The organism is Acinetobacter seohaensis (assembly GCF_056431365.1).
This window is the reverse complement of record NZ_JBWKMK010000127.1, coordinates 1-22,476: the sequence shown is the minus strand read 5'-3', so window position 1 is coordinate 22,476 and position 22,476 is coordinate 1. Positions and strand designations below refer to the sequence as shown.

The 22,476-nt window shown below is 42.5% G+C and carries 16 protein-coding genes and 2 pseudogenes; 15 read left to right on the top strand and 3 right to left on the bottom strand.

Translation table 11 applies throughout. The annotated features are described in order from the left end of the window. Positions 1-123: 123 nt before the first annotated feature. From AC07E5_RS11500 to recJ, 6 genes and pseudogenes are all read left to right on the top strand, one after another. Positions 124-738, top strand: a pseudogene (locus tag AC07E5_RS11500) (oxygen-binding di-iron domain-containing protein); the annotation flags it as partial. A gap of 106 nt (positions 739-844) precedes the next feature. Next, the gene (locus tag AC07E5_RS11495; RefSeq protein WP_004974255.1) at positions 845-1,210 is read left to right on the top strand and encodes a YkgJ family cysteine cluster protein; all 366 of its coding nucleotides are present in this window, start codon (positions 845-847) and stop codon (positions 1,208-1,210) included. 328 nt (positions 1,211-1,538) lie between these two features. After that, the gene (gene guaB / locus AC07E5_RS11490) at positions 1,539-3,005 is read left to right on the top strand and encodes an IMP dehydrogenase (protein WP_004974257.1); all 1,467 of its coding nucleotides are present in this window, start codon (positions 1,539-1,541) and stop codon (positions 3,003-3,005) included. Positions 3,006-3,125: 120 nt separating this feature from the next. Then, positions 3,126-4,457, top strand: coding sequence for a phosphoglucosamine mutase (glmM, locus tag AC07E5_RS11485; RefSeq protein ID WP_253132323.1), 1,332 nt, complete (start codon positions 3,126-3,128; stop codon positions 4,455-4,457). Positions 4,458-4,469: 12 nt separating this feature from the next. Beyond that, a complete protein-coding gene (gene pdxH / locus AC07E5_RS11480; RefSeq protein ID WP_179996565.1) occupies positions 4,470-5,126 on the top strand; it encodes a pyridoxamine 5'-phosphate oxidase in 657 nt (218 codons plus the stop codon). A 13-nt stretch (positions 5,127-5,139) separates the two neighbouring features. After that, positions 5,140-6,843, top strand: coding sequence for a single-stranded-DNA-specific exonuclease RecJ (recJ, locus tag AC07E5_RS11475; RefSeq protein ID WP_253132322.1), 1,704 nt, complete (start codon positions 5,140-5,142; stop codon positions 6,841-6,843). 56 nt (positions 6,844-6,899) lie between these two features. Here recJ and AC07E5_RS11470 read toward each other — a convergent pair whose 3' ends face one another. Further along, positions 6,900-7,649, bottom strand: a complete 750-nt coding sequence (locus AC07E5_RS11470; protein WP_168417712.1) for a putative porin — start codon at positions 7,647-7,649, stop codon at positions 6,900-6,902. 173 nt (positions 7,650-7,822) lie between these two features. Next, entirely contained in the window at positions 7,823-8,599 is a 777-nt protein-coding gene (locus tag AC07E5_RS11465) for a putative porin (protein ID WP_253132321.1), read from the bottom strand. Positions 8,600-9,171: 572 nt separating this feature from the next. Here AC07E5_RS11465 and prfB point away from each other — a divergent pair. From prfB to AC07E5_RS11440, 5 genes are all read left to right on the top strand, one after another. Next, positions 9,172-10,267 (top strand): peptide chain release factor 2 gene (gene prfB / locus AC07E5_RS11460; RefSeq protein ID WP_253132319.1). Its coding sequence is split into 2 segments (ribosomal slippage): positions 9,172-9,243 and positions 9,245-10,267, totalling 1,095 coding nucleotides; the frame shifts between segments, so codons are not numbered across the junction. 157 nt (positions 10,268-10,424) lie between these two features. Next, on the top strand, positions 10,425-10,724 hold the full coding sequence (locus AC07E5_RS11455) for an ArsR/SmtB family transcription factor (RefSeq protein WP_178867820.1): 300 nt from the start codon (positions 10,425-10,427) through the stop codon (positions 10,722-10,724). A gap of 20 nt (positions 10,725-10,744) precedes the next feature. Further along, complete coding sequence (locus tag AC07E5_RS11450; protein WP_096901672.1) at positions 10,745-11,824, top strand: alkene reductase; 1,080 nt, start codon at positions 10,745-10,747, stop codon at positions 11,822-11,824. Positions 11,825-11,908: 84 nt separating this feature from the next. After that, positions 11,909-13,189, top strand: coding sequence for a 3-deoxy-D-manno-octulosonic acid transferase (locus AC07E5_RS11445; RefSeq protein ID WP_225530322.1), 1,281 nt, complete (start codon positions 11,909-11,911; stop codon positions 13,187-13,189). A 2-nt stretch (positions 13,190-13,191) separates the two neighbouring features. Continuing rightward, the gene (locus AC07E5_RS11440; RefSeq protein ID WP_253132317.1) at positions 13,192-13,905 is read left to right on the top strand and encodes a 16S rRNA (uracil(1498)-N(3))-methyltransferase; all 714 of its coding nucleotides are present in this window, start codon (positions 13,192-13,194) and stop codon (positions 13,903-13,905) included. On the opposite strand, the gene AC07E5_RS11435 is transcribed toward AC07E5_RS11440, so the two are convergent. After that, the gene (locus AC07E5_RS11435; RefSeq protein WP_180169542.1) at positions 13,879-14,865 is read right to left on the bottom strand and encodes a mechanosensitive ion channel family protein; all 987 of its coding nucleotides are present in this window, start codon (positions 14,863-14,865) and stop codon (positions 13,879-13,881) included. The genes AC07E5_RS11440 and AC07E5_RS11435 overlap by 27 nt on opposite strands. A 469-nt stretch (positions 14,866-15,334) precedes the next feature. Here AC07E5_RS11435 and acs point away from each other — a divergent pair, with 469 nt between their 5' ends. The 4 genes and pseudogenes from acs to AC07E5_RS11415 all read left to right on the top strand — a co-directional run. Next, on the top strand, positions 15,335-17,278 hold the full coding sequence (gene acs / locus AC07E5_RS11430; protein ID WP_104852713.1) for an acetate--CoA ligase: 1,944 nt from the start codon (positions 15,335-15,337) through the stop codon (positions 17,276-17,278). 192 nt (positions 17,279-17,470) lie between these two features. Beyond that, on the top strand, positions 17,471-18,931 hold the full coding sequence (locus tag AC07E5_RS11425) for a DUF3375 domain-containing protein (RefSeq protein ID WP_070155917.1): 1,461 nt from the start codon (positions 17,471-17,473) through the stop codon (positions 18,929-18,931). A 10-nt stretch (positions 18,932-18,941) separates the two neighbouring features. Then, positions 18,942-19,775 carry a DUF4194 domain-containing protein gene (locus AC07E5_RS11420; protein WP_096901687.1) on the top strand — a complete coding sequence of 278 codons (834 nt, stop codon included), beginning with the start codon at positions 18,942-18,944 and terminating at the stop codon, positions 19,773-19,775. Beyond that, positions 19,763-22,336, top strand: a pseudogene (locus tag AC07E5_RS11415) (ATP-binding protein); the annotation flags it as partial. The gene AC07E5_RS11420 and the pseudogene AC07E5_RS11415, both read left to right, overlap by 13 nt. Positions 22,337-22,476 lie beyond the last annotated feature (140 nt).

The window sequence follows — 22,476 nt, the reverse complement described above, 5'->3', positions numbered from 1 at the left end:
TTCCATTTTAGATATTTGTTTAAGATAAGATATAACTCATTGAGATGTGTCATAGTATTCGTCGTTAGAAAACAATTATTATGACATTATTTCAATGAGTTATCTATTTTTGTCGTGTACAGAGTAAATAAATATACCCGCCTGACCAATCTTGATTATGTAATGGCGTCTCACCAAGACCCAGACATCATCACCTCAATGCCGCGTTGGTTGGTCTATACCGAAGCGAAAATTGTAGCGTCAAAATTATGGGCGCGTTTCTTGCCGCACTTGAGCTCATCTTTTATGAGCGACCGTATGAAAGGCAACTGGTTAGATCGTTTGGTGGAACTGCCAGATGAAGGTCAGGCAATTCCTTTGGGCGAGTCTAAAATTATTGCTGTGCCTGCGCATTTCTTACACTCTGTTGGTAATTTCCAGTTTTATGATCCTATCGCCAAAATTTTATTTTCTGGTGATATGGGTGCGTCAATGGTGGAAGATGCTTTAATTCCATTGACTGATTTTGCTGCGCATATTCCTGCGATGAAAGGCTTCCATCAGCGCTATATGTGTTCCAATAAAGTGATTCGCCTCTGGGTGAATATGGTACGCACCATGGACGTTGAAATGATTGTGCCGCAACACGGTACGCCATTTGTGGGCAAAGAACAGGTGAATCAATTCTTAGACTGGATTGAAACACTGGAATGTGGCGTCGATTTGATGGACGAACACGTTTTTAGCTGCCCTGAATAAGCGACAAAAAAAGCTGAAAAAACTGTAAAAAAAACTTGAGTGCAAAAACAACTTTTTTTAAGATTTTCGCCCAAAAACGATTTTTTTGATGACGAGAACTTAACGAATGTTGTCTCAAGTACCTACAGCAGATGCCTGCTTAAGCTGCGGCGCGTGTTGCGCTTATTTCCGTGTTTCATTTTATTGGGCTGAAGGCATGAATATGCCTGAGCACTACACGGAACCAGTAACAGCAGTCTATTCATGCATGTGTGGTACCAATCAGAGTCAGCCGCGTTGTGTCGCTTTAGAAGGTGAAGTTGGACAGCAAGTGAGCTGCGGGATTTATGAATTACGCAGCAGCTCTTGTAAAGAAGTGCAAATTGCCGATGATCAATGCAATAAAGCACGTCGTGCGCATAACATGATTCCATTTGTGCAAGTCGATCCAGCCATTTCTGTGAATGATGATGACTTCGATCAAGTGGTTTAATGGTGCTTTAAGTTGTTGATCGCAATCCAGATTGAAAAAGCAAAGCTGCGGCTTTGCTTTTTTTTACGGCTAATTTTGGATAAATAGCCAATCATGGTTCACATTGAAGCGGCTTTATCTGCCTGAAAAATGAAACATCGCAAGTTTTAAACCTGCACGGCTAAAAAGCAAACTAAGGATGAAAACTTCAATTTTTAGATGAAAATTACCGATTTTTTCATGTCGCATCCCCCAGAAGGGCAGAATAAAAAATATTTCTTAGAGAACAAATGAAATTTGTGCCCAGATTTGTTTATAATGGCTCACGGAAATTACCAGTGAGACTGTTATGCTGACCATCGTTCAAGAAGCGTTAACCTTCGATGATGTCTTATTACTCCCTGCCTATTCTACTGTTCTCCCAAAAGATGTCTCCTTAAAGACACGTTTTACGCGCGGCATTGACCTGAATATTCCTTTGGTTTCAGCAGCAATGGATACGGTGACTGAATCTCGTATGGCAATTGCGATGGCGCAAAACGGTGGTATTGGTATTTTGCATAAAAACATGGACATCGTTGCGCAAGCAGCCGAAGTGCGCCGTGTGAAAAAATTTGAAGCGGGTATGGTGAAAGACCCGATTACCGTAACGCCAGAAACTACAGTACGTGAATTGATTGCGCTGACTCAAGCCAATAATATTAGCGGTGTACCTGTAGTAAAAGATGGCAAAGTTGTCGGTATTGTGACAGGACGTGATACACGTTTTGAAACCAACCTTGAGCAACCTGTCAGCAACATCATGACAGGTCAAGATCGTTTAGTGACAGTACGCGAAGACGAATCTAAAGAAAACATTCAAGCTTTATTGCAACAGCATCGTATTGAAAAAGTCTTGGTGGTGAATGACCAGCAGGAATTAAAAGGCTTAATTACGGTCACTGATTTCCGTAAAGCAGAATTGTATCCAAACAGCTGTAAAGATGACTTAGGTCGTTTACGTGTGGGTGCTGCAGTGGGTACAGGCGCAGAAACACCAAGCCGTGTAGAAGCATTGGTTGAAGCAGGTGTCGATGCGATTGTGGTTGATACTGCACACGGTCACTCTGCAGGCGTAATTGAGCGTGTACGTTGGGTAAAAGCTAACTATCCACAAGTTCAAGTAATTGGCGGTAACATTGCAACTGGCGATGCTGCTTTGGCATTGTTAGATGCAGGCGCAGACGCAGTGAAAGTGGGGATTGGCCCAGGTTCAATCTGTACCACACGTATTGTGGCAGGTATTGGTATGCCGCAAATCTCTGCAATTGACGCTGTTGCCAATGCATTGAAAGAACAGATTCCATTAATTGCCGATGGTGGTATTCGCTTCTCTGGTGATATGGCCAAAGCAATTGGTGCAGGTGCAAGTACCATTATGGTCGGTTCATTGCTTGCAGGTACTGAAGAAGCACCGGGCGAAGTTGAATTCTTCCAAGGTCGTTACTACAAAGCATACCGTGGTATGGGTTCATTGGGTGCAATGGCGGGTGCAACAGGTTCTGCAGACCGTTATTTCCAAGACTCGAAAGCAGGTGCAGAAAAACTTGTACCAGAAGGTATTGAAGGTCGTGTACCGTACAAAGGCCCAATGGGCAACATCGTGCATCAGATGATGGGTGGTTTACGTTCATCTATGGGCTATACAGGTTCTTCAACTATTGAAGATCTACGCCAAAATGCTAAATTCGTGAAAATTACGGCAGCAGGTATGCAGGAATCTCACGTGCATGATGTGACGATTACCAAAGAAGCGCCAAACTATCGCGTTGGTTAATATTTAGTAGTGTTTTCAAATAAAAGCCGTCCTCAATGTGACGGCTTTTTCATTTTTGGTGTAAAGTAACTCGCAGTAAAAAAGTGATGATAAAGATCACCCCTAAGAAGTGAGAACAATATGAGTTATTTTGGTACAGACGGCATTCGAGGGAAGTTTGGAGAGTTACCAATTACACCTGAATTTGCATTAAAACTAGGTTTTGCAGCAGGTAAAGTTTTAAAAAAGCACACCAAAAAAAATAAACCTATTGTGGTATTGGGTAAAGATACACGTCTTTCAGGCTATATTTTAGAAGCAGCATTACAGGCAGGTTTAAATGCCGCAGGTGTCTATGTGCATTTGCTCGGTCCATTGCCTACGCCCGCTATTGCGCACTTAACCCGTGCCCTGCATGCCAGTTTAGGCATTGTGATTTCAGCATCGCATAATCCGTATTTTGATAACGGGATTAAATTTTTCTCGGGCGAAGGGAAAAAGCTGCCAGATGCCTTGCAAGAAGAAATTAACCAAGAATTGCAGCAAGAATTAAAAATTGATGATACGGCCAACTTGGGTAAAAGTGTTCGTGTTAAAGATGCCAATGGGCGTTACATCGAGTTTTGTAAATCGACCTTTCCATATCATTTAGATTTAAATGACCTCACCATTGTGGTCGATTGCGCCAATGGTGCGGCCTACAATGTTGGTCCTGCGGTATTCCGTGAATTAGGCGCGAAAGTGATTGCTATTCACAATGAGCCGAATGGTTTAAACATCAACGAAAATTGCGGCTCAACCCATCCTGAAAGTTTGCAAAAAGCAGTGCTTGAACATCAGGCGGACTTGGGTGTTGCATTTGATGGTGATGCAGACCGCGTGATTTTGGTGGACAGTCAAGGCAAGCAAATTGATGGTGACCATATTTTATATATTCTTGCCACACAAGGCTCAAAAAAACCTGCAGGTATTGTTGGGACGTTAATGAGCAATATGGCATTGGAATTGGCGTTGGAAAAAGCCCAAGTACCATTATTGCGTGCCAATGTCGGTGACCGTTACGTGCTACAAGGTCTGGAAGAAAATGGTTGGGTTATTGGTGGTGAGCCATCGGGGCATATTTTGACTTTGGACAAGAGTACTACGGGTGATGCAATTATTGCTGCCTTACAAGTGTTAACGGTGATGGTCGAACAAAATAAAGCCCTGCATGAATTGGTGGCAGATTTTAAACTGTTGCCAAACGTGCTGGAAAATGTGCGCTTAGCAAATATGTTTGACCCGTATACTGTTCCTGCCTTGGTGGAAGAGTTTGACCGTGCTACCGAACAGCTGAAAGGTCGTGGACGTTTATTGATTCGTAAATCGGGCACTGAACCTGTGATTCGTGTCATGGTGGAAGGTGATGATTTGGCTGAAGTGGAGGCATTGGCGAAAGATTTAGCCGATGCTGTACGTCGTCATGCCGTCTAAAGGGGGTAAATCGTGAGTGATTTAATTAAAGATTTAAGTGAGCTGCGTTTAAGTTACCAAAAAGGTGAATTGCTAGAAGCACAGGTCAGTGCCAATCCGCATATTCAGTTTTTGAATTGGTTTAACCACGCCTTAGAAGCCAAGCTACATGAACCCTATGCGATGTCATTGGCAACTGCCAATGCGCAAGGTCGTCCGCATGTGCGTACTGTATTGCTGCGCGGAGCCACCGAAGCAGGTTATGACTTTTATACCAATTATGACAGTCAAAAAGGGTTGGATTTAGCTGCCAATCCTTATGCTGAATTGTTGTTTTACTGGCCTGAACTGGAACGTCAGATTCGTGTCAGCGGCTATGTCGAAAAAATTGATGAGCAAGAATCGACTGCGTATTATCACAAACGTCCACGTGACAACCAAATCGCTGCGCATATTAGCACTCCGCAAAGTGGTGTGATTGCCAGTCGTGAAGAATTACAGGCGCGTTTCCAAGACTTGCATGCCCAAGTGGGCGATCAATCTGAATTGCAAAAACCTATATTTTGGGGCGGTTACCGCTTGCAGCCTGATTATTACGAATTTTGGCAAGGCCGTCCGAACCGTTTGCATGACCGCTTAGCTTATGAAAAAATTGAAGGTGACTGGAAACTACAACGCTTGATGCCTTAAATCACTGGAAATTATGTCAAAAATTTTAATAAAACAAAGACCTTTACTTACACGCCCTGAAAACTTTCAGGGCGTCTCTACATTTGTTGCCCAAATTTTAGCGCGCCGTGGCGTTACGTCTGAGCAGGAGCTAGAACTTAAACTGAGGCACTTGCTTGCCCCAAGCATGAAGGGTCTTCCTGAAGCAATTCAGCTAATGGATCAAGCGATAGATCAGCAGAAAAAAATAGTGATTGTGGGCGATTACGATGCCGATGGCGCGACCAGCACCACACTTATGATTTTGGCATTGCGCGAAATGGGCGCACACGTGCAGTATTTGGTGCCTGACCGCTTTAAATATGGTTATGGCTTAACCCCCGCCATTGCCGATTTGGCTTTTGAGCGTTATGCACCTGATTTATTAATTACGGTAGATAACGGAATTTCCAGTCATGAAGGTGTGGAGCGTGCGCAAGCTTTGGGGATGCAGGTCATCATTACCGATCACCACCTCACAACGAAAGCCACCCCAAATGCAGAGGCTGTGGTCAATCCAAACCAATTGGGTTGTGATTTCCCAAGTAAAGCCTTGGCAGGTGTGGGCGTGGCATTTTATGTGTTGGCGAACTTATCCAGTCAACGAAAAAAACAGGGCAAATCTGCTGCAAATTTGACTCAATATTTAGATTTGGTGGCTTTGGGCACCTATGCCGATGTCGCTAGTCTAGATTATAACAACCGTATTTTGGTGGATGCAGGCTTAAAACGGATACAGCAGAATTTATGCCGTCCGGGGATTAGTGCATTGCTGGATTTGGCAGGACGTGAACCCGCACAGCTTAAAGCGCAGGATTTGGGTTTTGTCTTGGGGCCACGCATTAATGCTGCAGGGCGCATGGAAACCATGGACATTGGAATTGAGTGTTTACTGGCAGCGGATATGCAAAGTGCCTATGCTTTGGCGCGTCAGTTAAATGCTTTGAATCAGGAACGTCGTCAGGTTGAAGGGCAAATTAAACAGGATGCACTGGCAGAATTGGAAAAGCTGCAGTTAGATCAAAGTGATTTACCGCATGCCTTGATCATGTTTGAAGAACATTGGCACCAAGGTGTGATTGGAATTGTCGCAGGACGTTTAAAAGAACAGTTTCATCGCCCTGCGATTGTATTTGCTGCCGATGAGGATGGTGAGCATATTAAAGGCTCTGCCCGTTCAATTGAGGGGATTCACATACGTGACACCATTGAATTGGTTGCAGAGCAATATCCACATTTGGTGAGTCATTTTGGTGGACATGCGGCTGCGGCAGGTTTGACCATAAAAAAGGTGCACTTTGCAGAATTTAAACAGGTCTTTGAACAGATCATTGCGCAAATGGATGCAGATTTATTTCATGCCGTGCTGTGGACAGATGGTGAATTGCCGCAAGAGGCTTTTCATTTACACACGGTGGATTTATTGCAGCAGTTGGCACCGTGGGGACAGAAATTTCCGCAGCCTGTCTTTGAGGGACGGTTTAAAGTGGTTGATTTTAGATGGTTGAAGGACAGTCATTTAAAATTGCGTTTGGCATTGGACAATGGGCAAGTGGTTGATGCGATTGCGTTTGGCGCCAAAGACAAATTTGAATTTAACCCGATGTTGGATGATGTACGTTTGGTTTATGAATTAGAGCGCAATGTGTTTAATGGCAATGTAAGTTTACAGTTGCAGATTGTGCATTTGGAGCAGTAGCCCAAATAAAAATCCGCTCAAATTTGAGCGGATTTTTTTGCTTTTAATGTGAGGGATTAGAAGCGATATGCGGCACGAAGACCGAAGACATTTGCATTTTCTTCAAAGTTAATAGAGCCTTCTAGGCTGACTTGTTGGTTGAAGAATTTTTTAGCACGAATTTGGAAGGTATCATCTTCACCGTCATCGGTATAACCGAGGCCAATGCTAAATGTTTTGTCGAGATATAGATCAGTACCTAGGGTGAAAATTTCATCATCAGCAAAAACAACACCACCCTCAAAGTTCATGTCATATGCACCGACTTGAGTAACATATTTAGCGCGTAATGTTGCATCAGAATCATCAGTATCATCGTTATCATAACCAGCAATACCCGCTGCAATGAGTAAACCTGAAACTGGAAGGTAACCTACCTCAGCTGTATAACTTGTTGTGTCAAAATCCTCAAAACCATCTTCTTCAATTGTTGATTGACCAATGCTAGCACTTACATAGAAGTCTGTATTTGGAACAAAATATTCAACACCGATACCAAAAGTTGTGCTTTCGGCTACATCAAAATCCATATAACTAATAGCGGCACTAACGTTGCTCGCACGATTTAAAAACGCAGCTTCATTTAATGGTGAGTTCTTCACTTGAACTGGATTAAAGTAAAAAGTTCCATCAAGCGCAAAACCTGTAGACGTATCTGCGTGATCAGGATCAATGACGAAAAGTGATCCACCAATTTCAGCTTGATACGCATGAGCAGTACTTAAACCAGCTAGAAGAGCAGTTGCAAGCGCAAGTTTTTTAAACATTATTGAGATTCCCTCTGTTATAGAAATATGACTGTTTTGTTACAGGTGTTGCTGATTGTACGGAAAATACTCAGCACGTCAATGCACTATTTCTACCTAACTGCTTTATTTTAGGGCATAAAAAAGCACCCTTCCGAAGAAGAGTGCTGTTTGAGTATGTAATTAAGCGAAGCTTAGAAGCGATATTTAGCTGCGACACCAAAGCTGTTGTAGTCAGCATTACCCACTTCACCAAAGCCTACACGACCTTCCAAGCTGACTTGTGGTGTAAAGAATTTACGTGCACTCACACCAAACTCATCATTATCGTTGATATCGTTGCTGTAATAATCGACACCTACACTTAGCGTTTTATCAATGAAGTAATCCGCAGCAAGATTGTATTCATCGAGATCACCAAAAGCAGCACCTGCTTCAAGGTTGATGTCTTTACCATTCGAAAGTGTCGTTACGTATTTAGCACGTAAAGTCGGGTCTACACCATCATCACGGTCATTATCCCAACCTTTAAGACCTGCTGCGATTAACAAGCCTGGTGCTGGTAAATAACCAACTTCTGCACCATAGGTGGTTAAATCATTGTTTAGGTCATCATTGTCTTTCAAGTCATGACCGCTCACATTACCACTTAAGTAAAAGTCTGAATTCGGTACAAAGTACTCTGCACCTACGCCGTAAGTATGCGCTTCATTGTCGCCAACTTCGTCATATTGGTATTTGGCATTTACGTTGCTAGCACGATCAAGGAACGCTGCTTCTGCCAAAGGTGCATTACGGGTTTGTACAGGGTTAAAGTAATAAGTACCATCTACACCGAATGAACCGCTTGAACTGCCGTTGTCTGGATCAATCAGTCCTGCTGATGCACCAATTTCAGCTTGGTATGCGTTCGCAGTACCAGTGATAGCCAAAGCTGAAAGTAGGGCTGATGCGATTGCTAATTTTTTCATGGAAAGTACCCCTCTGAAATCTGGTTAACAGTTAAACTTTTTGTTACAACTTTCAGTCTAGGCGAAAAAAAATCAGCGTCAATCACAGGAAAGTTACCGCTTTGTTACAAGCGTAAATTTGTGTAATATTTTGAGTTTAAGTGATTGAAATAAAAATGAAATAATTAAATGTTTTGTTTTATTAAAAATATGTGGGTTTTGTGAATTTTACTAAAATTGATCATTAAATAACCAATACTGTTTCGTCCTTGTTTTATTTTGGCGGGTTGAAGCAATTACCATACACCACTTTTTAAGCATGTTTTCAGCTGAATGTGTCAGGCAAAAAATCAGGGCGATAGATCGGCCATTAAGATAAATATCCGTGTTAATCGTGCATGCTATTTTAGGTTGGATATCATCAGGCTTTCACTTTAAAAGTTTAAAGCGATCTTTATTTTTAACCACATTTAGCATTCAACTTATAAAAGCTGAAAAGTTATGCTGGAATTTACAGCAGGATAGAAATGCCAGAACATGTCTGTGCTACAATTATCAGTTAATAAGCTTCATTGTTAATTGAGAGAATTTACGTGGAAATTAATCCTTATCTAAACCAATTAAAAGACTTGAACGAACGTAGTCAAACACTACGGGGGTATCTTTGACTACGATCTGAAAAAAGAGCGTTTAGAAGAGGTTCTCCGCGAGTTAGAAGATCCTGCAATCTGGAATGATCAAAGTCGTGCGCAAGCTATGGCCAAAGAAAAGGGCGAGCTTGAAAACGTGATTCATGTCCTAGAAGGTTTGGCGACCCAGTTAGAAGATGCCCAAGCCATGCTAGACTTAGCCGTTGAAGCCGATGATGAAGATTTATTGGTGGATGTGCAGTCTGAATTGACTTCTGCAGAAGAAGAACTGGCGAAGCTTGAATTCCACCGTATGTTCAGTAATCCAATGGATCCAAACCCATGCTATGTCGAAATTCAGGCGGGTTCGGGTGGTACAGAAGCGCAAGACTGGGCATCGATGCTGTTGCGTATGTATATGCGCTGGATTGAACGTCACGGCTTTAAAGCAGAATTGATGGAAGAATCGGATGGTGATGTGGCAGGGATTAAATCTGCGACCATTCGCGTTGAAGGCGAATATGCCTATGGTTGGTTGCGTACCGAATCGGGTGTGCATCGTTTAGTGCGTAAATCGCCATTTGACTCAGGTAACCGTCGTCATACGTCATTTTCTGCAGTGTTCGTTTCACCAGAAGTGGATGACAATATTGAAATTGATATTAACCCTGCCGATGTCCGTACCGATACCTACCGTGCGTCAGGTGCAGGTGGTCAGCACATTAACAAAACTGACTCTGCGGTACGTTTAACTCACGCACCTACAGGCATTGTGGTGGCGTGTCAGAACCAGCGTTCACAACACGCCAACCGTGACCATGCGTGGAAACAATTACGTGCCAAGTTGTATGAACTGGAAATGAGTAAACGTAATGAGGCGGCTCAAGCACTGGAAGACTCGAAGTCTGATATTGGTTGGGGAAGCCAAATTCGCTCTTATGTATTGGATGATTCACGTATTAAAGACTTGCGTACAGGCGTGGAAACTTCAAATACAGGTGCGGTTTTAGATGGTGATTTAGACAAGTTTATTGAAGCCAGTTTAAAGCAGGGTCTATAAGTTACGGTCTGTAAGATCCTAATGAGCCTGCCCAATTCAGTGAAGTTGCTTAAAAATTTATATAAATCGTAAAAAAACGATATTAATATCGAAAAAATACGATATATTAAAAGCAGCTGCTGAATTGGGCTTATATTTACGAATATGTGTCTGAATGATGGATGTCGATTTAATCTTTAAAGCCTTAGCCAATCCTACCCGTCGGCAAATTTTAGAATGGTTAAAAGCACCAGAACAATTTTTGTCGGTAGATGAGTGTGGCGACTTTAAGCGTGGCGTATGTGCAGGACACATTGAGCGTTTGGGCAAAGTGTCGCAATCGACCATGTCAAATCATTTATCGGTACTGCAACAGGCAGGTCTTATTCGTGCAGAAAAATATGGACAATGGTCGTATTTTTCTCGTAATGAAGCACTCATTCAGCAATATGTCGAATATTTAAAACACTCACTTTAACTGTGAGATTAGAGGCAAAAATGGCTGAATTAGACTCTCCTTTAGTTTTGGGTGATCTGCATCTAAAAAACCGTGTGGTGATGGCACCTTTAACCCGTAGCCGCGCCAGCGATGACCGTGTTCCAACGCCAATGATGGCAGAATATTATGCACAGCGTGCCAGTGCAGGTTTGATTCTTTCAGAAGCGACCGTAATTTCTGAAGAAGCCAATGGTTATTTAAATACCCCAGGATTGTTTACCGATGCTCAAGTGCAGGGTTGGAAACTCGTTACCGATGCCGTGCATGCCAAAGGTGGTTTGATTGTGGCGCAACTGTGGCATGTAGGTCGTGTTTCACATCCAGATTTACTCAATGGTGCAACACCAGTATCGGCAAGTGCGGTACAACAAGCAGGTTATGTCAGTTTGTTGCGTCCTAAACGTGAATATGTGTTGCCACGTGCCTTAGAAATTGCAGAAATCCACACCATTACCGAGCAATATAAACAAGCCGCCATCCGTGCCAAAGAAGCAGGATTTGATGGGGTAGAGTTGCATGCAGCCAATGGTTATTTGATTGATCAATTCCTGCAAAGCAAAACCAACCAACGTGACGATGAATACGGTGGTTCGGTTGAAAATCGTGCGCGTTTCTTGTTAGAAGTGATGGACGCCTTAATTGAAGTCTGGGGCGCAGGTCGAGTCGGTGTGCATTTAGCACCACGTGGCGATGAGCACGACATGGGAGATGATGATCCACGTGAAACCTTTGGCTATGTCATGCAGCAATTGGGGCAGCGTAAAATCGCCTTTTTCTTTACCCGCGAATATTTAGCCGAAGACAGCATTTCCCAAGAAATGAAAGTACGTTCAGGCGGTGTGCCATATATCGCGAACATGCGTTTAAGTCGTGCTGATGCCGTGGAATTATTGGCTTCGGGCAAGGCCGATGCGGTGTCATTTGGTAAGGCGTATATTGCCAATCCAGACTTGTATGAGCGTTTATTGGCAGATGTACCTTTAAACGAACTCAAGCTGGAAAACATGATTGGTACAGCCGTTGCAGAAGGCTATATCGATTATCCAACTTTGGCGGAAACACAACACGCTGTAGAATAAAAGCCAGTATAGCGCCACATGCAATTAACATGCGCGTGTGGCTCTGTTATATTTTGCCGATAATCTTTCTTTGGGGCGCATCTTTTGGCTACTCCATTTTGGTATAACGCAGCCTTGGCGCTGTTAAAACCGATTTATCAGTCACGTATTCGTAAACGTGCCGAACATCCTGAGCAATTACAACAAGAACTGCTTGAGCGTTTTGGCCCATTTCAGCCCGCTAAAAATTTACATGCCATTTGGTTTCATGTGGTGTCGGTGGGAGAAACCAATGCCGCGCAACCTCTAATTGAACATTATTTAAAAGCGGGGCATCCTGTTTTAGTCACCAATACCACCAAAACAGGGCAGGCACGCGCCAAATCATTATTTTTAAAAGCACCGTATTTAGATTTATTTCAAGCTGTGTATTTACCTGCCGATCAGGTGCATTTAATTCGTGAGTTTTATCAGAAATATCAGCCTAAATTATTGGCACTGGTCGAAACAGAGTTATGGCCAAACTTGATTGATCAGGCGCAGCATTTTCAAGTCCCGTGTTTGTTGATTAATGCGCGGCTTTCGGAAAAATCGGCCAAAGGTTATGCCAAAGTTAAAGGATTAACTCGCGGCATGTTGCAAAAATTGCAGCAACTTTTGGCGCAAGACCCTGCCACACAGCAGCGTTTTATTGCATTGGGGATGCCTGCCGAGCGTACAAAAGTGGTGGGTAATATTAAATTTGATATTACTGCACCAGAAGATTTTGTAGAGCAAGCCGCGCAGTTGCAACAGACATGGCAATTGGTACATCGCAAAATTATTACCCTTGCCAGTACCCATGCGCCTGAAGAACAGCAATTATTGACTGCACTGAAACCTTATTTCGCACAGCATCCTGAACTGTTATGTATTGTTGTGCCGCGCCATCCAGAGCGTTTTGATGAAGTGGCTATGCAGGTACAAAAACTGCAACTTAATATGCAGCGCCGTAGCTTGGCTGAAGCGATTCAACCTGAAACACAAGTGTATTTAGCCGATAGCATGGGTGAAATGTGGTTGTGGTACGCCTTAAGTCAGGCCTGTTATGTCGGTGGTTCGCTGAATGAACCTGGCGGTGGGCATAATATTTTAGAGCCTTTGGCCTTAAATGTCGCCACGGTATTGGGCAAAAATTATTTTAACTTCCAAAGTATTGTGGATGAGTTTGTTGCAGCAGAAGCCGTGTATGTGGTCGAAAATGCTGAACAAGCTGTAAATACGTTAACGCAATTGTTGTTTGAACCTGCGTTACGTGCACAGCTGAATCAAAATGCTCAAGTGATTATGTATAAAAATCGTGGCTCTTTAACTGAGCATATTCACGTGATGAATCAGTATCTTTAAATATGAATATCGTTTTGCTTGACCCGCGACAGACCACAAATGAAGTGTGGTCTATTAGCACCCAGCGGCAAGTGCAGCATTTGCATACGCATGTTGGTGTGCAAGTCGGTGACAGCTTGAAAGTCGGGATTCGTGGTGGCAAGCGTTATTTGACCGAAGTGGTGGACGTTAGTGAGCAGCGGATTCAAGTCAAAGCCCTGTATGAAGAAGCTGTACCGAAAAAACTGCCTGTGACCCTGATTGTGGCTTTACCACGCCCTAAAGTATTACGTCGTTTAATTATGGATAGCGTGACGCTAGGTGTGGAAAAAATTATTTTACTGCACAGCTATCGAGTCGATAAAAGCTATTGGCAAACGCCATTTTTGCAGCAGCTCGATCAATATGTAACTTTGGGTTTGGAACAAGCAGGCGATACCATTGCATCTGAGATTCAGCTTTATAAACGCTTTAAACCCTTTGTGGAAGATGTCTTACCCAGTTTGATTTCTGCCGATTGTCCTGCTTATGTGGCGCATCCTTATACCGATCAAGCTATGCCACATGCCATTCAACATCCATGCAGTATTGTGATTGGCCCAGAAGGTGGATTTATTCCCTACGAAATTGATTTGCTCGAAAAAAACGGCTGCCAAGCGCGGCACTTGGGCAACCGTATTATTCGTACTGAAACTGTGATTGCTTATGTTTTAGGGCGTTTGTTTAGTGCGGGCTGAATCATCTTCATTGACTGCTGCATCACCACGATAAACTTTCACTTCCTGCACAGGATAAGGAATCGAAATGTGATGTTCGGCAAAAGCGGCAATTACCCGTTCTTGCACTTCACTGATGGATGCTGAAGTGGTGGTTTCCGTCGTATTTACCCACCAACGCACATTTAAATTAATCGAAAAATCGGCCAAGGCAGTGACATTGACGCTAAATGCAGGTTGGCTCAAGATTTTTATGTCACGGTCTAAAATGGCCAAAATAATATCTTTGGCTTTTTGTACGTCATCTTCATAACCAATACCGACCACAAACTCGCAACGACGACGGGTATAAGCCGTATTGACCGTCACGGCACTGGTATACACCGTAGCATTTGGAATCACGATGCGACGTCCATCGGGAGAGCGCAGGAAGGTGGCACGAATCTGAATATCTTCTACCGTACCTTCCATATTATTTACGATAATGTCATCACCAATTTTAAATGGCTCACCAATCAAAATCAGCACGCCCGATAATAAATTCTGGAAAATATCTTTAAAAGCAAAACCAATTGCAACAGAGCCTAGACCCAAAGCACTCATCAGTTGGCTTGGGGTAAAACCCGGAATTGCAATCACCATCGCAATCAGAAAACCAAAGAAAATAATTGCGGAACTACCGACCCGATTCAGCACCAAAACCAGATTTTGTCGGGTATAGGAACGATTGTTTAGGGTCTTGCGGACAAACCATTTAAACACACGGGCAAGCAGCCAAAACAGAATCAGCACCACGGCTGCAATCATTAAATACGGCACACGCTCCCAAAATCCTTCCATAATTTTGTCGATGGTTGAATAGGCGTCATTGTACTTCGCTGTATGATTGATCACGGTTTGCGTAGTTTTTTCAGTGGCCTCATGCAACAGTTGACTGGTATTTTCAGAAACTTCACTGAGTGAGGGTTTGGATTCTGCCACGATAATTCCGAATTCAAAATGAAGCGACTATTTTGCCTGAAAAACTCAATTTGGTTAATGCAGCGATGCTTACTTGCGAGTATTTTAGACAACTTGGATAGAAGTGATGAGCGTACTATTTTGTAGCATTTAAACTGCGAGTTGTATGTGGTTTTATCTGTAAGACAGGGTCGTAGGTATGAATGATTGGCTGCGTAAAAAAATGTTAATACTCGCGATTATTGGACGATATTTTCTTTAAAAATAATGCAATGCGCAGTACAGTGGAATGTAAACCTGAAAAGTATGAATGCAAGGACATGGCATTCGATCAACGCTTTGGCATGCTATTTTTTGTATAAAACTTATGCGACTAAAGCCGAATGGTGAGCCATAAAAAAGAAAGTTCATACTGTAAATGTGCAGAAATAATAATCAATAACGTGGCATACATCTCGTGAGAGATGCAAGAACATCAAGGAAGTAGCAGATGAAAGACGTATATCCTGTTCCAGATGAATTTAAAAAGACTGCCCGCACCACTGAGGCAGAATATTTTCAACGCTATCAACAATCTATAGATGACCCTGATACTTATTGGGCAGAGCAAGCCCAACGCTTAGATTGGATTAAACCTTTTACTCAAGTCAAAAATACCAACTTTGACCCCGAACATTTTAAAATTGAATGGTTTGCCGATGGGCAACTGAATGTCAGTGCCAATTGCTTAGACCGTCATTTAAAAGAACATCCGCATAAACCTGCAATTATTTGGGAAGGAGATCATCCTTCTCGACATAAAGTGGTTTCTTTTGCTTCTTTGCATGATGAAACCTGCCGTTTTGCCAACGTACTGAAAAAGAACGGGGTGCAAAAAGGAGATCGGGTGGTGCTGTACATGCCGATGGTTTCCGAAGCTGCGATTGCCATGCTGGCCTGCGCGCGGATTGGTGCAGTGCATTGTGTGGTTTTTGGTGGTTTTTCTCCCGATGCTTTGGCTAGCCGAATTGAAGATTGTCAGGCCAAGTTAATTGTCACTGCCGACTCGGCCATGCGTGGTGGTAAGCCAATTTATTTAAAAGCCAATGTTGATGCCGCTCTAAAAGTAGCAGGTACTGACTGTGTGCAAAATGTGATTGTGGTGCATCGTACAGGCAATCCGATTGAGATGTTGCCTGAACGCGACTTGTGGTATCACATGGAAATTATGTCGGTGAATGATATCTGCCCACCCGAGCCGATGAATGCCGAAGATCCACTATTTATTTTATATACCTCGGGTTCGACTGGAAAACCCAAAGGTGTTTTGCATACCACAGGCGGTTATTTGACCTATGTGAATAGCACGTTCCGAGAAGTCTTTGACCTGAAACAGGATGATGTGTTTTGGTGTACCGCAGATGTAGGCTGGATTACAGGGCATTCTTATGTCTTATACGGGCCATTGTCGAATGGTACATCTACCGTGATGTTTGAAGGGGTGCCGAACTATCCAAGCTGGGCGCGCACAGGGCATATTGTCGATAAACACAACATCACCATTTTATATACCGCGCCGACTGCCATTCGCGCCATGATGCGGGAGGGAGATCGTTTTGTACGTGAAAGTGACCGCAGCAGCTTGCGTTTACTCGGTTCAGTCGGTGAGCCGATTAATCCCGAAGCGTGGAACTGGTATTACAACGTGGTAGGCGAAGGACGTTGCCCAATTGTAGATACATGGTGGCAAACCGAAACAGGGGGCATATTAATTTCAGCATTGCCTGGTGCAACGCCACTGAAACCCGGTTCGGCAACCCGCCCATTATTTGGCGTGCAACCTGCTATTGTCGATGCCGAAGGTAATGAACTGGAAGGCGCGACCGAAGGCAATTTAATTATGAAAGATTCATGGCCAGGGCAAATGCGCGGTATTTGGGGCGACCCTGCACGTTTTATTGAAGCGTATTTTTCGACCTATCCGGGTGCGTATTTTACAGGAGATGGTGCACGCCGTGATGAAGATGGCTATTACTGGATTACAGGGCGTGTGGATGATGTCTTGAATATTTCGGGGCACCGTTTAGGTACTGCGGAAATTGAAAGTGCCCTAGTAGCGCATGAAGCTGTGGCTGAAGCGGCAGTGGTGGGTATGCCCCATGAGATTAAAGGACAGGGGATTTGCACCTTTGTAACTTTGCAAGTTGGTACACCCGAGTCAGAGGAATTGCGTGAAGAATTAGTCAATTGGGTTCGCAAAATTTTGGGGCCTGTGGCAACGCCTGATGCGCTGCATTGGGCACCTGCTTTACCTAAAACCCGCTCAGGTAAAATCATGCGCCGTATTTTGCGGAAAATTGCAGCGAATGAATTGGATAGTTTAGGAGATACTTCGACTTTGGCTGAGCCGCAAGTGGTGGAGCATTTGATTGCAACGGTGTATGGGGAGAGGTAGGTTAAGGTTGCTGTCACTGTACACAAAGAAGTTAGATAAGGTTTGTTTTTTATTTTTTTCGATGAAGTAAGGTGATTGTTTATATCATCTTACTTTATGCGACAACTCGTGTCGTCTTGCTTGGTAATTTGCTTGGGTGATTAAAAAATAACTGTAGAATAAATAACCATCATACAGATGATGTGGAATGGCATGAATATTCTAGGGTTACAGGCCAAGTATCGGCGTTTATATCATGAAAACTCAATTTGGAAATTATTAAGAGCAGATAACGCACCACATATTTTAGCGTTCATTGTTGACTTATTTGCAGAACAAAATGAAGTCCCTTATGGCCGTGCAAGAAATGTCTTGGATGAGTTGATTAAATCTAGTCGTGAGCAGGGTATTTGGCAGACAGAAAATAATGCAGCGCATTATTTAAATCATTGGATTCATTCAGGCTGGCTCAGAGAAATAGATGGCAAGCTGAGTAAAACGGATATTAGCGAAACCGTATTACGTTTTTGTCAGGGCTTGGATGAGCGAGCAACCCATACCACAGCATCACATTTAAGAATTGTGCAGGATGCGGTTCGTGATTTTGTGGTCGCATTGAGTGAAAATATTGAAGAACGAGTGGAGTTGCTCGAACAAAAAAAATTAGTGATTCAAAATGAAATAGATGCTTTGTTGGCGGGTGTTGTTACACAATTAGAAGAATCAGAACAAAAAGAAAGAATACGAGAAATTTATCAACTTGCTTCCATTCTTACAGGCGATTTTAGACGGGTCGAAGATGAGATTCGTCTACGAGATAAAGAGTTGCGTCTAGATATGATTAGTGGTGCTTATTCACGTGGAGAAGTATTGCTGAGCTTAATGGAAAAAGAGCAGTTGCTTGCCCAAAGTGATGCAGGCAGTGCTTTTGATGGGTTTTGTCAATTACTTCAGGATCAAGATCGTTCTACTGAGTTTAGAGAGCAGTTACGCAGTATTTTGAATCATCCTATTGCACAACAATTAAGCGAATCTCAACGTAAATATTTAGGTCAGTTAATGCGTGAGTTAGGACGCGAAAGTAGCCGAGTTTTCCAAGTCCGACGTCGTACAGAAGAAGGTTTGAGAGCTTATATTGAAAGTGGTGCAGCATTGGAAAACCGTTTGATTGATCAGTTGTTGTCGGAATTAGAAAAAAATGCAGTGGCATTGTTGGAATCGGAGTGTGATTTAAAAACAGAAGTACAAGTGGATTTAGCCGTGGGTTCCATCCAGCTGAATTCGCCTGAAAGTCTTGCTTTAAAAAGTCCCACAGAACATATGGATACACGTGAGGTCGAAGAGCAACAAAACAAGACTGAACCTAGTGATCAGATGCTGAAGTACTTAGACAATGTACGGGTTCGTGCTGTTGCTGAAAAAGTATATCAAACGCTCGCACAGAAAGGGGTGATGAGTATTGCCCACTTAACACATGAACATCCTTTACAAGCGGGGCTTGAAGAACTTGTTGCTTATTTGCGTATAGCAAAAGCCATTAAAGCACCACAAATGCAGCATACCGAGCAAGTTGAACTTAAGGATCGTTCAGGTGTGCATTTGCAGGCCAGTATTCCAGTGTATTACTTGAGTGCAGATTTATTTCCCAAAAATATAGATGAGCTGGCACTTTAAGGAGATCGAGATGCAATCAGAAAATAAGATACAACAGCATGACAACTTCTTTGAAATGGTACGCAGACCATCTTCAAATTCAGAGAAAAATATAGAAATCCAAGCTAATCAGCCTGTAGAAGATTCGTTTCCTACAACTGGGGCAGAGGAACAACATGCAGATAATCAAACAGAGATGGAGCATGCTCAGGATCGTGATACAGATGCGCTTATGCCACATGCAGCCCGACGCGTATTGGTCTATCTCATGCGTCAAGGGGTTATTCTTGCAGCAGAAAACTTAAAACTTTTTGATTTATTGTGCCGATATGAAGCGGAAATTCGTAGACATTTGGCAGAGGTTTATATCCAGTTGGTTTTGGATGCCAAGAAAGGTGTAGCTTATATCATCAATCTTGAAAGTATTGAGGATGAACAGGAAGATGAGAACCAGCCTTTAGATGATTTTCCTGTACTGATACGAAAACGAACTTTGACTGTATATGACACCTTAATTTTACTTATTTTGCGGAAGTATTATCAGGAGCGGGAAACTGCGGGTGAGCAAAAAATTATTATTGATGTTGAGCGAATCCAGAGCAGTTTAATTCCATTTATTCCTTTAACGAATCATGACAGCAAAGATCGTAAAAAGCTAAATGCAGCATTAGAAAAATTTATTGAGAAAAAAGTATTAACGGGACTGCGTGGTGAAGAAGGGCGTTATGAAATTACGCCAATTATCCGCTATGTCGTGAATGCCGAGTTTTTACAAAGTTTATTATCTGAATATCAACAATTAGCAGCAAAGGCCAAGTTGCAGCAATCCGAACAAGAATATGGAGAATCATCATGCAAGAAATGACCCTCTCAACTTTATTTGCACAAGGCCAAATTCGCTTGTCAGAAATTTCAGTATTTAACTGGGGCTCCTTCCATAACTTGCATACCGCACGTATTGATCCTGAAGGGACACTTATTACGGGAGATAATGGTGCAGGTAAATCTACCTTTATTGATGGTTTAATGGCATTGTTACAACCTGCAAGTAAAGCTAGTTTTAACGTAGCAGCTGCGCAGGGCGATCGCTCAGACCGTACATTACTCTCTTATATGCGTGGTAGTTTTGGTTCAGAACATGATGGGGCTGGAACGCGAGTAAAAAATAAGCGTGAAAAAGCAGTGACAACAGCATTAAGAGCGCTATATACCGCTGATGACGGTTCGATGATTACTTTAATTGGATTGTTTTGGGTTGGACAAGGTCAACATTCGCTGAGTGAAGTGAATCGTTTATATATGATTGCAAGTCGTAATGTGCAACTGACTGAAGTGTTAGAAAAATTTGCAGACGGTAATACTCGCCAGCTAAAACAACATTTTAATCCTAAAACAGATGCACGCGTGCATTATTTTGATAGCAAATTTGAAGACTATCAGGAGATGTATCGTAAATATTTATTTATGGATAATAAAAATGCACCTGCGTTGTTATCACGTGCTTTAGGCTTAAAGAAAATTGATGATTTGACTAAATTAATTCGCGAGTTGGTTTTAGAACCAAGCCAGGTTCGTGCTTTGGCACAGACTGCAGTAAATGAATTTGCTGACTTAGAGGCAAACTATAAGCATTTGGTAGATGCGCGTGAACAAGTCCTACATTTACAGAAATTACCTGAGTTAGCTGTTCAAATAACAGCGTTAACTCTGCAACTGAATAATCTACAGCTCGAAAAACAAGCTTTTCCTGCATATTTAGGTGAATTGTATGTTCAGTTTTGGACTGAAAAAATACATCAGCTGGAGCAAGAGATACAGCGATTACATACGCAGTTTAAGCAACTAGAACAACAAGAATATGATGCGGAAAAACGACAAGAACGTTGCCATGAAGACTATTTACAAGTAGGCGGTAATCGGATTGAAAACTTACAAAAAGAGCTGGAGCTGATACAACGTCAGTTAAAGCAATTAACCATAGAGGCATCACGCTATCAGGAAGATGCTCAGCAATTACAATTGCAAGATGATTTAACCGAGCAAAATTTAATTGATAACCAAAAAATAGCCCATGAGCAGCTTCTAAATATTGGGCAAGAGAAAACCCAACGACAAGATGAGTTTGCTCAAGTCAGTAGCAAATACGCACAAACGCAACAGCAACTGAAAGAAACTCAAAGCGATATTCAGGAAATAGAAACCAGACCTAATAGTAATATTCATGATGTACATTTATTGCGTTTAAGAGATGAGCTTAGACAGCACTTAGATTTTGATGAACATGAATTAATGTTTATTGGTGAGCTCATTGATGTAAAAGAGGCTGAAAAAAGCTGGCAAGGCGCAATTGAACGAGCATTAGGTGGTTTAAAAACAACGTTATTGGTGCCGAAAGATCGTTATTCGATGGTCACTCAATGGGTGAATGCGCGTCATAATAAAACCCATGTGCGTTTACAGGTGATCCATCTTGATGCTACAGAAAGTGTGTATTTTAAAGAAAATGGTTTTCTGCGGAAATTGGTTTGGCGAGAGCATCCATATCGTGATTGGTTAAAACAACATCTACTTCGCTTTGATCTGCAATGTGTGGCAGATACAACAATCATGAATACAACGCCTTTTTCTATGACACAACAGGGCTTAATTCATCGTGAGCAAGGTCGTTTTGAGAAAAAAGATCAACAGCGGATTGATGATCGAAAAATTTGGTGTTTGGGATTTTCCAATACTTCACGTTTAAATTTATTAAAGCATGAAGCGAAACAACTTGAGGTACAGTTGGAACAGTATGCCTTGAGTGTTGCACAATCGCGTAAGGTGTTAGATCAGGTAACACAGCATAAGAGTTTGTGGGAGCGAATGTTACGTTACCAATGGGATATGATAAATATTCCTTATTGGACAGAGCGCCAGCAACAGACCAGCAATGACTTGCAACATTTACAGCGGGCAGATACCAATATTGAACAAGCTCGACAACGTTGGGAGCTTGCAAAAGAGGAATTAAAACAACTACAGGAACAGAAAGGACAGTTACAACACACTTGGGGGAAACTCAAACAGAAACTCAGTGATGCAGAAAAACAACAACAACAAGCGCAAAAGGCAGCAAACCAAGGTGTCCCAGAACAAGCCAGAGAACTGTTGCTACAGCGTATAGGAGAAACACCTCGGTTGGAGGATGCTTATCTTACTGCTGTGGAAAAAGAGCTAGAGCGTTTAATTGAACATACCAGCAACCAAAATACCTCAGCAAAAAATAGCGCAACGTACATTATTGGTCAGTTTCGTGGCAAGGATAAATGGTCACATATTGCATTACAACGTGAATGGGCAGTTGGTTTGGCCGCATTGGATGATTGCGTTGCCTATTTTCATGAACTAGAAAAGGAAGGTTTGCCTGCCTTAGTTGAACAGTTTGAACTGAACCGTACCAGGTTTGTCGGAGACTTTTTTATTTAAGTTAGGCCACCTGACCTAACGGGTTAATCTTATCATAGTACATTGCTTCAAACTCAAAAGGTGATACATAACCCAGTGCACTGTGTACACGCTCTTTATTG

Excerpts from the sequence above, each read along its gene's own strand:
- recJ (WP_253132322.1), top strand. The coding sequence starts at position 5,140 with ATGTCAAAAATTTTAATAAAACAAAGACCTTTACTTACACGCCCTGAA.
- AC07E5_RS11465 (WP_253132321.1), bottom strand. The coding sequence starts at position 8,599 with ATGAAAAAATTAGCAATCGCATCAGCCCTACTTTCAGCTTTGGCTATC.
- AC07E5_RS11455 (WP_178867820.1), top strand. The coding sequence starts at position 10,425 with ATGGATGTCGATTTAATCTTTAAAGCCTTAGCCAATCCTACCCGTCGG.
- AC07E5_RS11495 (WP_004974255.1), top strand. The coding sequence starts at position 845 with ATGTTGTCTCAAGTACCTACAGCAGATGCCTGCTTAAGCTGCGGCGCG.
- acs (WP_104852713.1), top strand. The coding sequence starts at position 15,335 with ATGAAAGACGTATATCCTGTTCCAGATGAATTTAAAAAGACTGCCCGC.
- guaB (WP_004974257.1), top strand. The coding sequence starts at position 1,539 with ATGCTGACCATCGTTCAAGAAGCGTTAACCTTCGATGATGTCTTATTA.
- glmM (WP_253132323.1), top strand. The coding sequence starts at position 3,126 with ATGAGTTATTTTGGTACAGACGGCATTCGAGGGAAGTTTGGAGAGTTA.
- AC07E5_RS11420 (WP_096901687.1), top strand. The coding sequence starts at position 18,942 with ATGCAATCAGAAAATAAGATACAACAGCATGACAACTTCTTTGAAATG.
- AC07E5_RS11425 (WP_070155917.1), top strand. The coding sequence starts at position 17,471 with ATGAATATTCTAGGGTTACAGGCCAAGTATCGGCGTTTATATCATGAA.
- AC07E5_RS11440 (WP_253132317.1), top strand. The coding sequence starts at position 13,192 with ATGAATATCGTTTTGCTTGACCCGCGACAGACCACAAATGAAGTGTGG.
- AC07E5_RS11470 (WP_168417712.1), bottom strand. The coding sequence starts at position 7,649 with ATGTTTAAAAAACTTGCGCTTGCAACTGCTCTTCTAGCTGGTTTAAGT.
- AC07E5_RS11450 (WP_096901672.1), top strand. The coding sequence starts at position 10,745 with ATGGCTGAATTAGACTCTCCTTTAGTTTTGGGTGATCTGCATCTAAAA.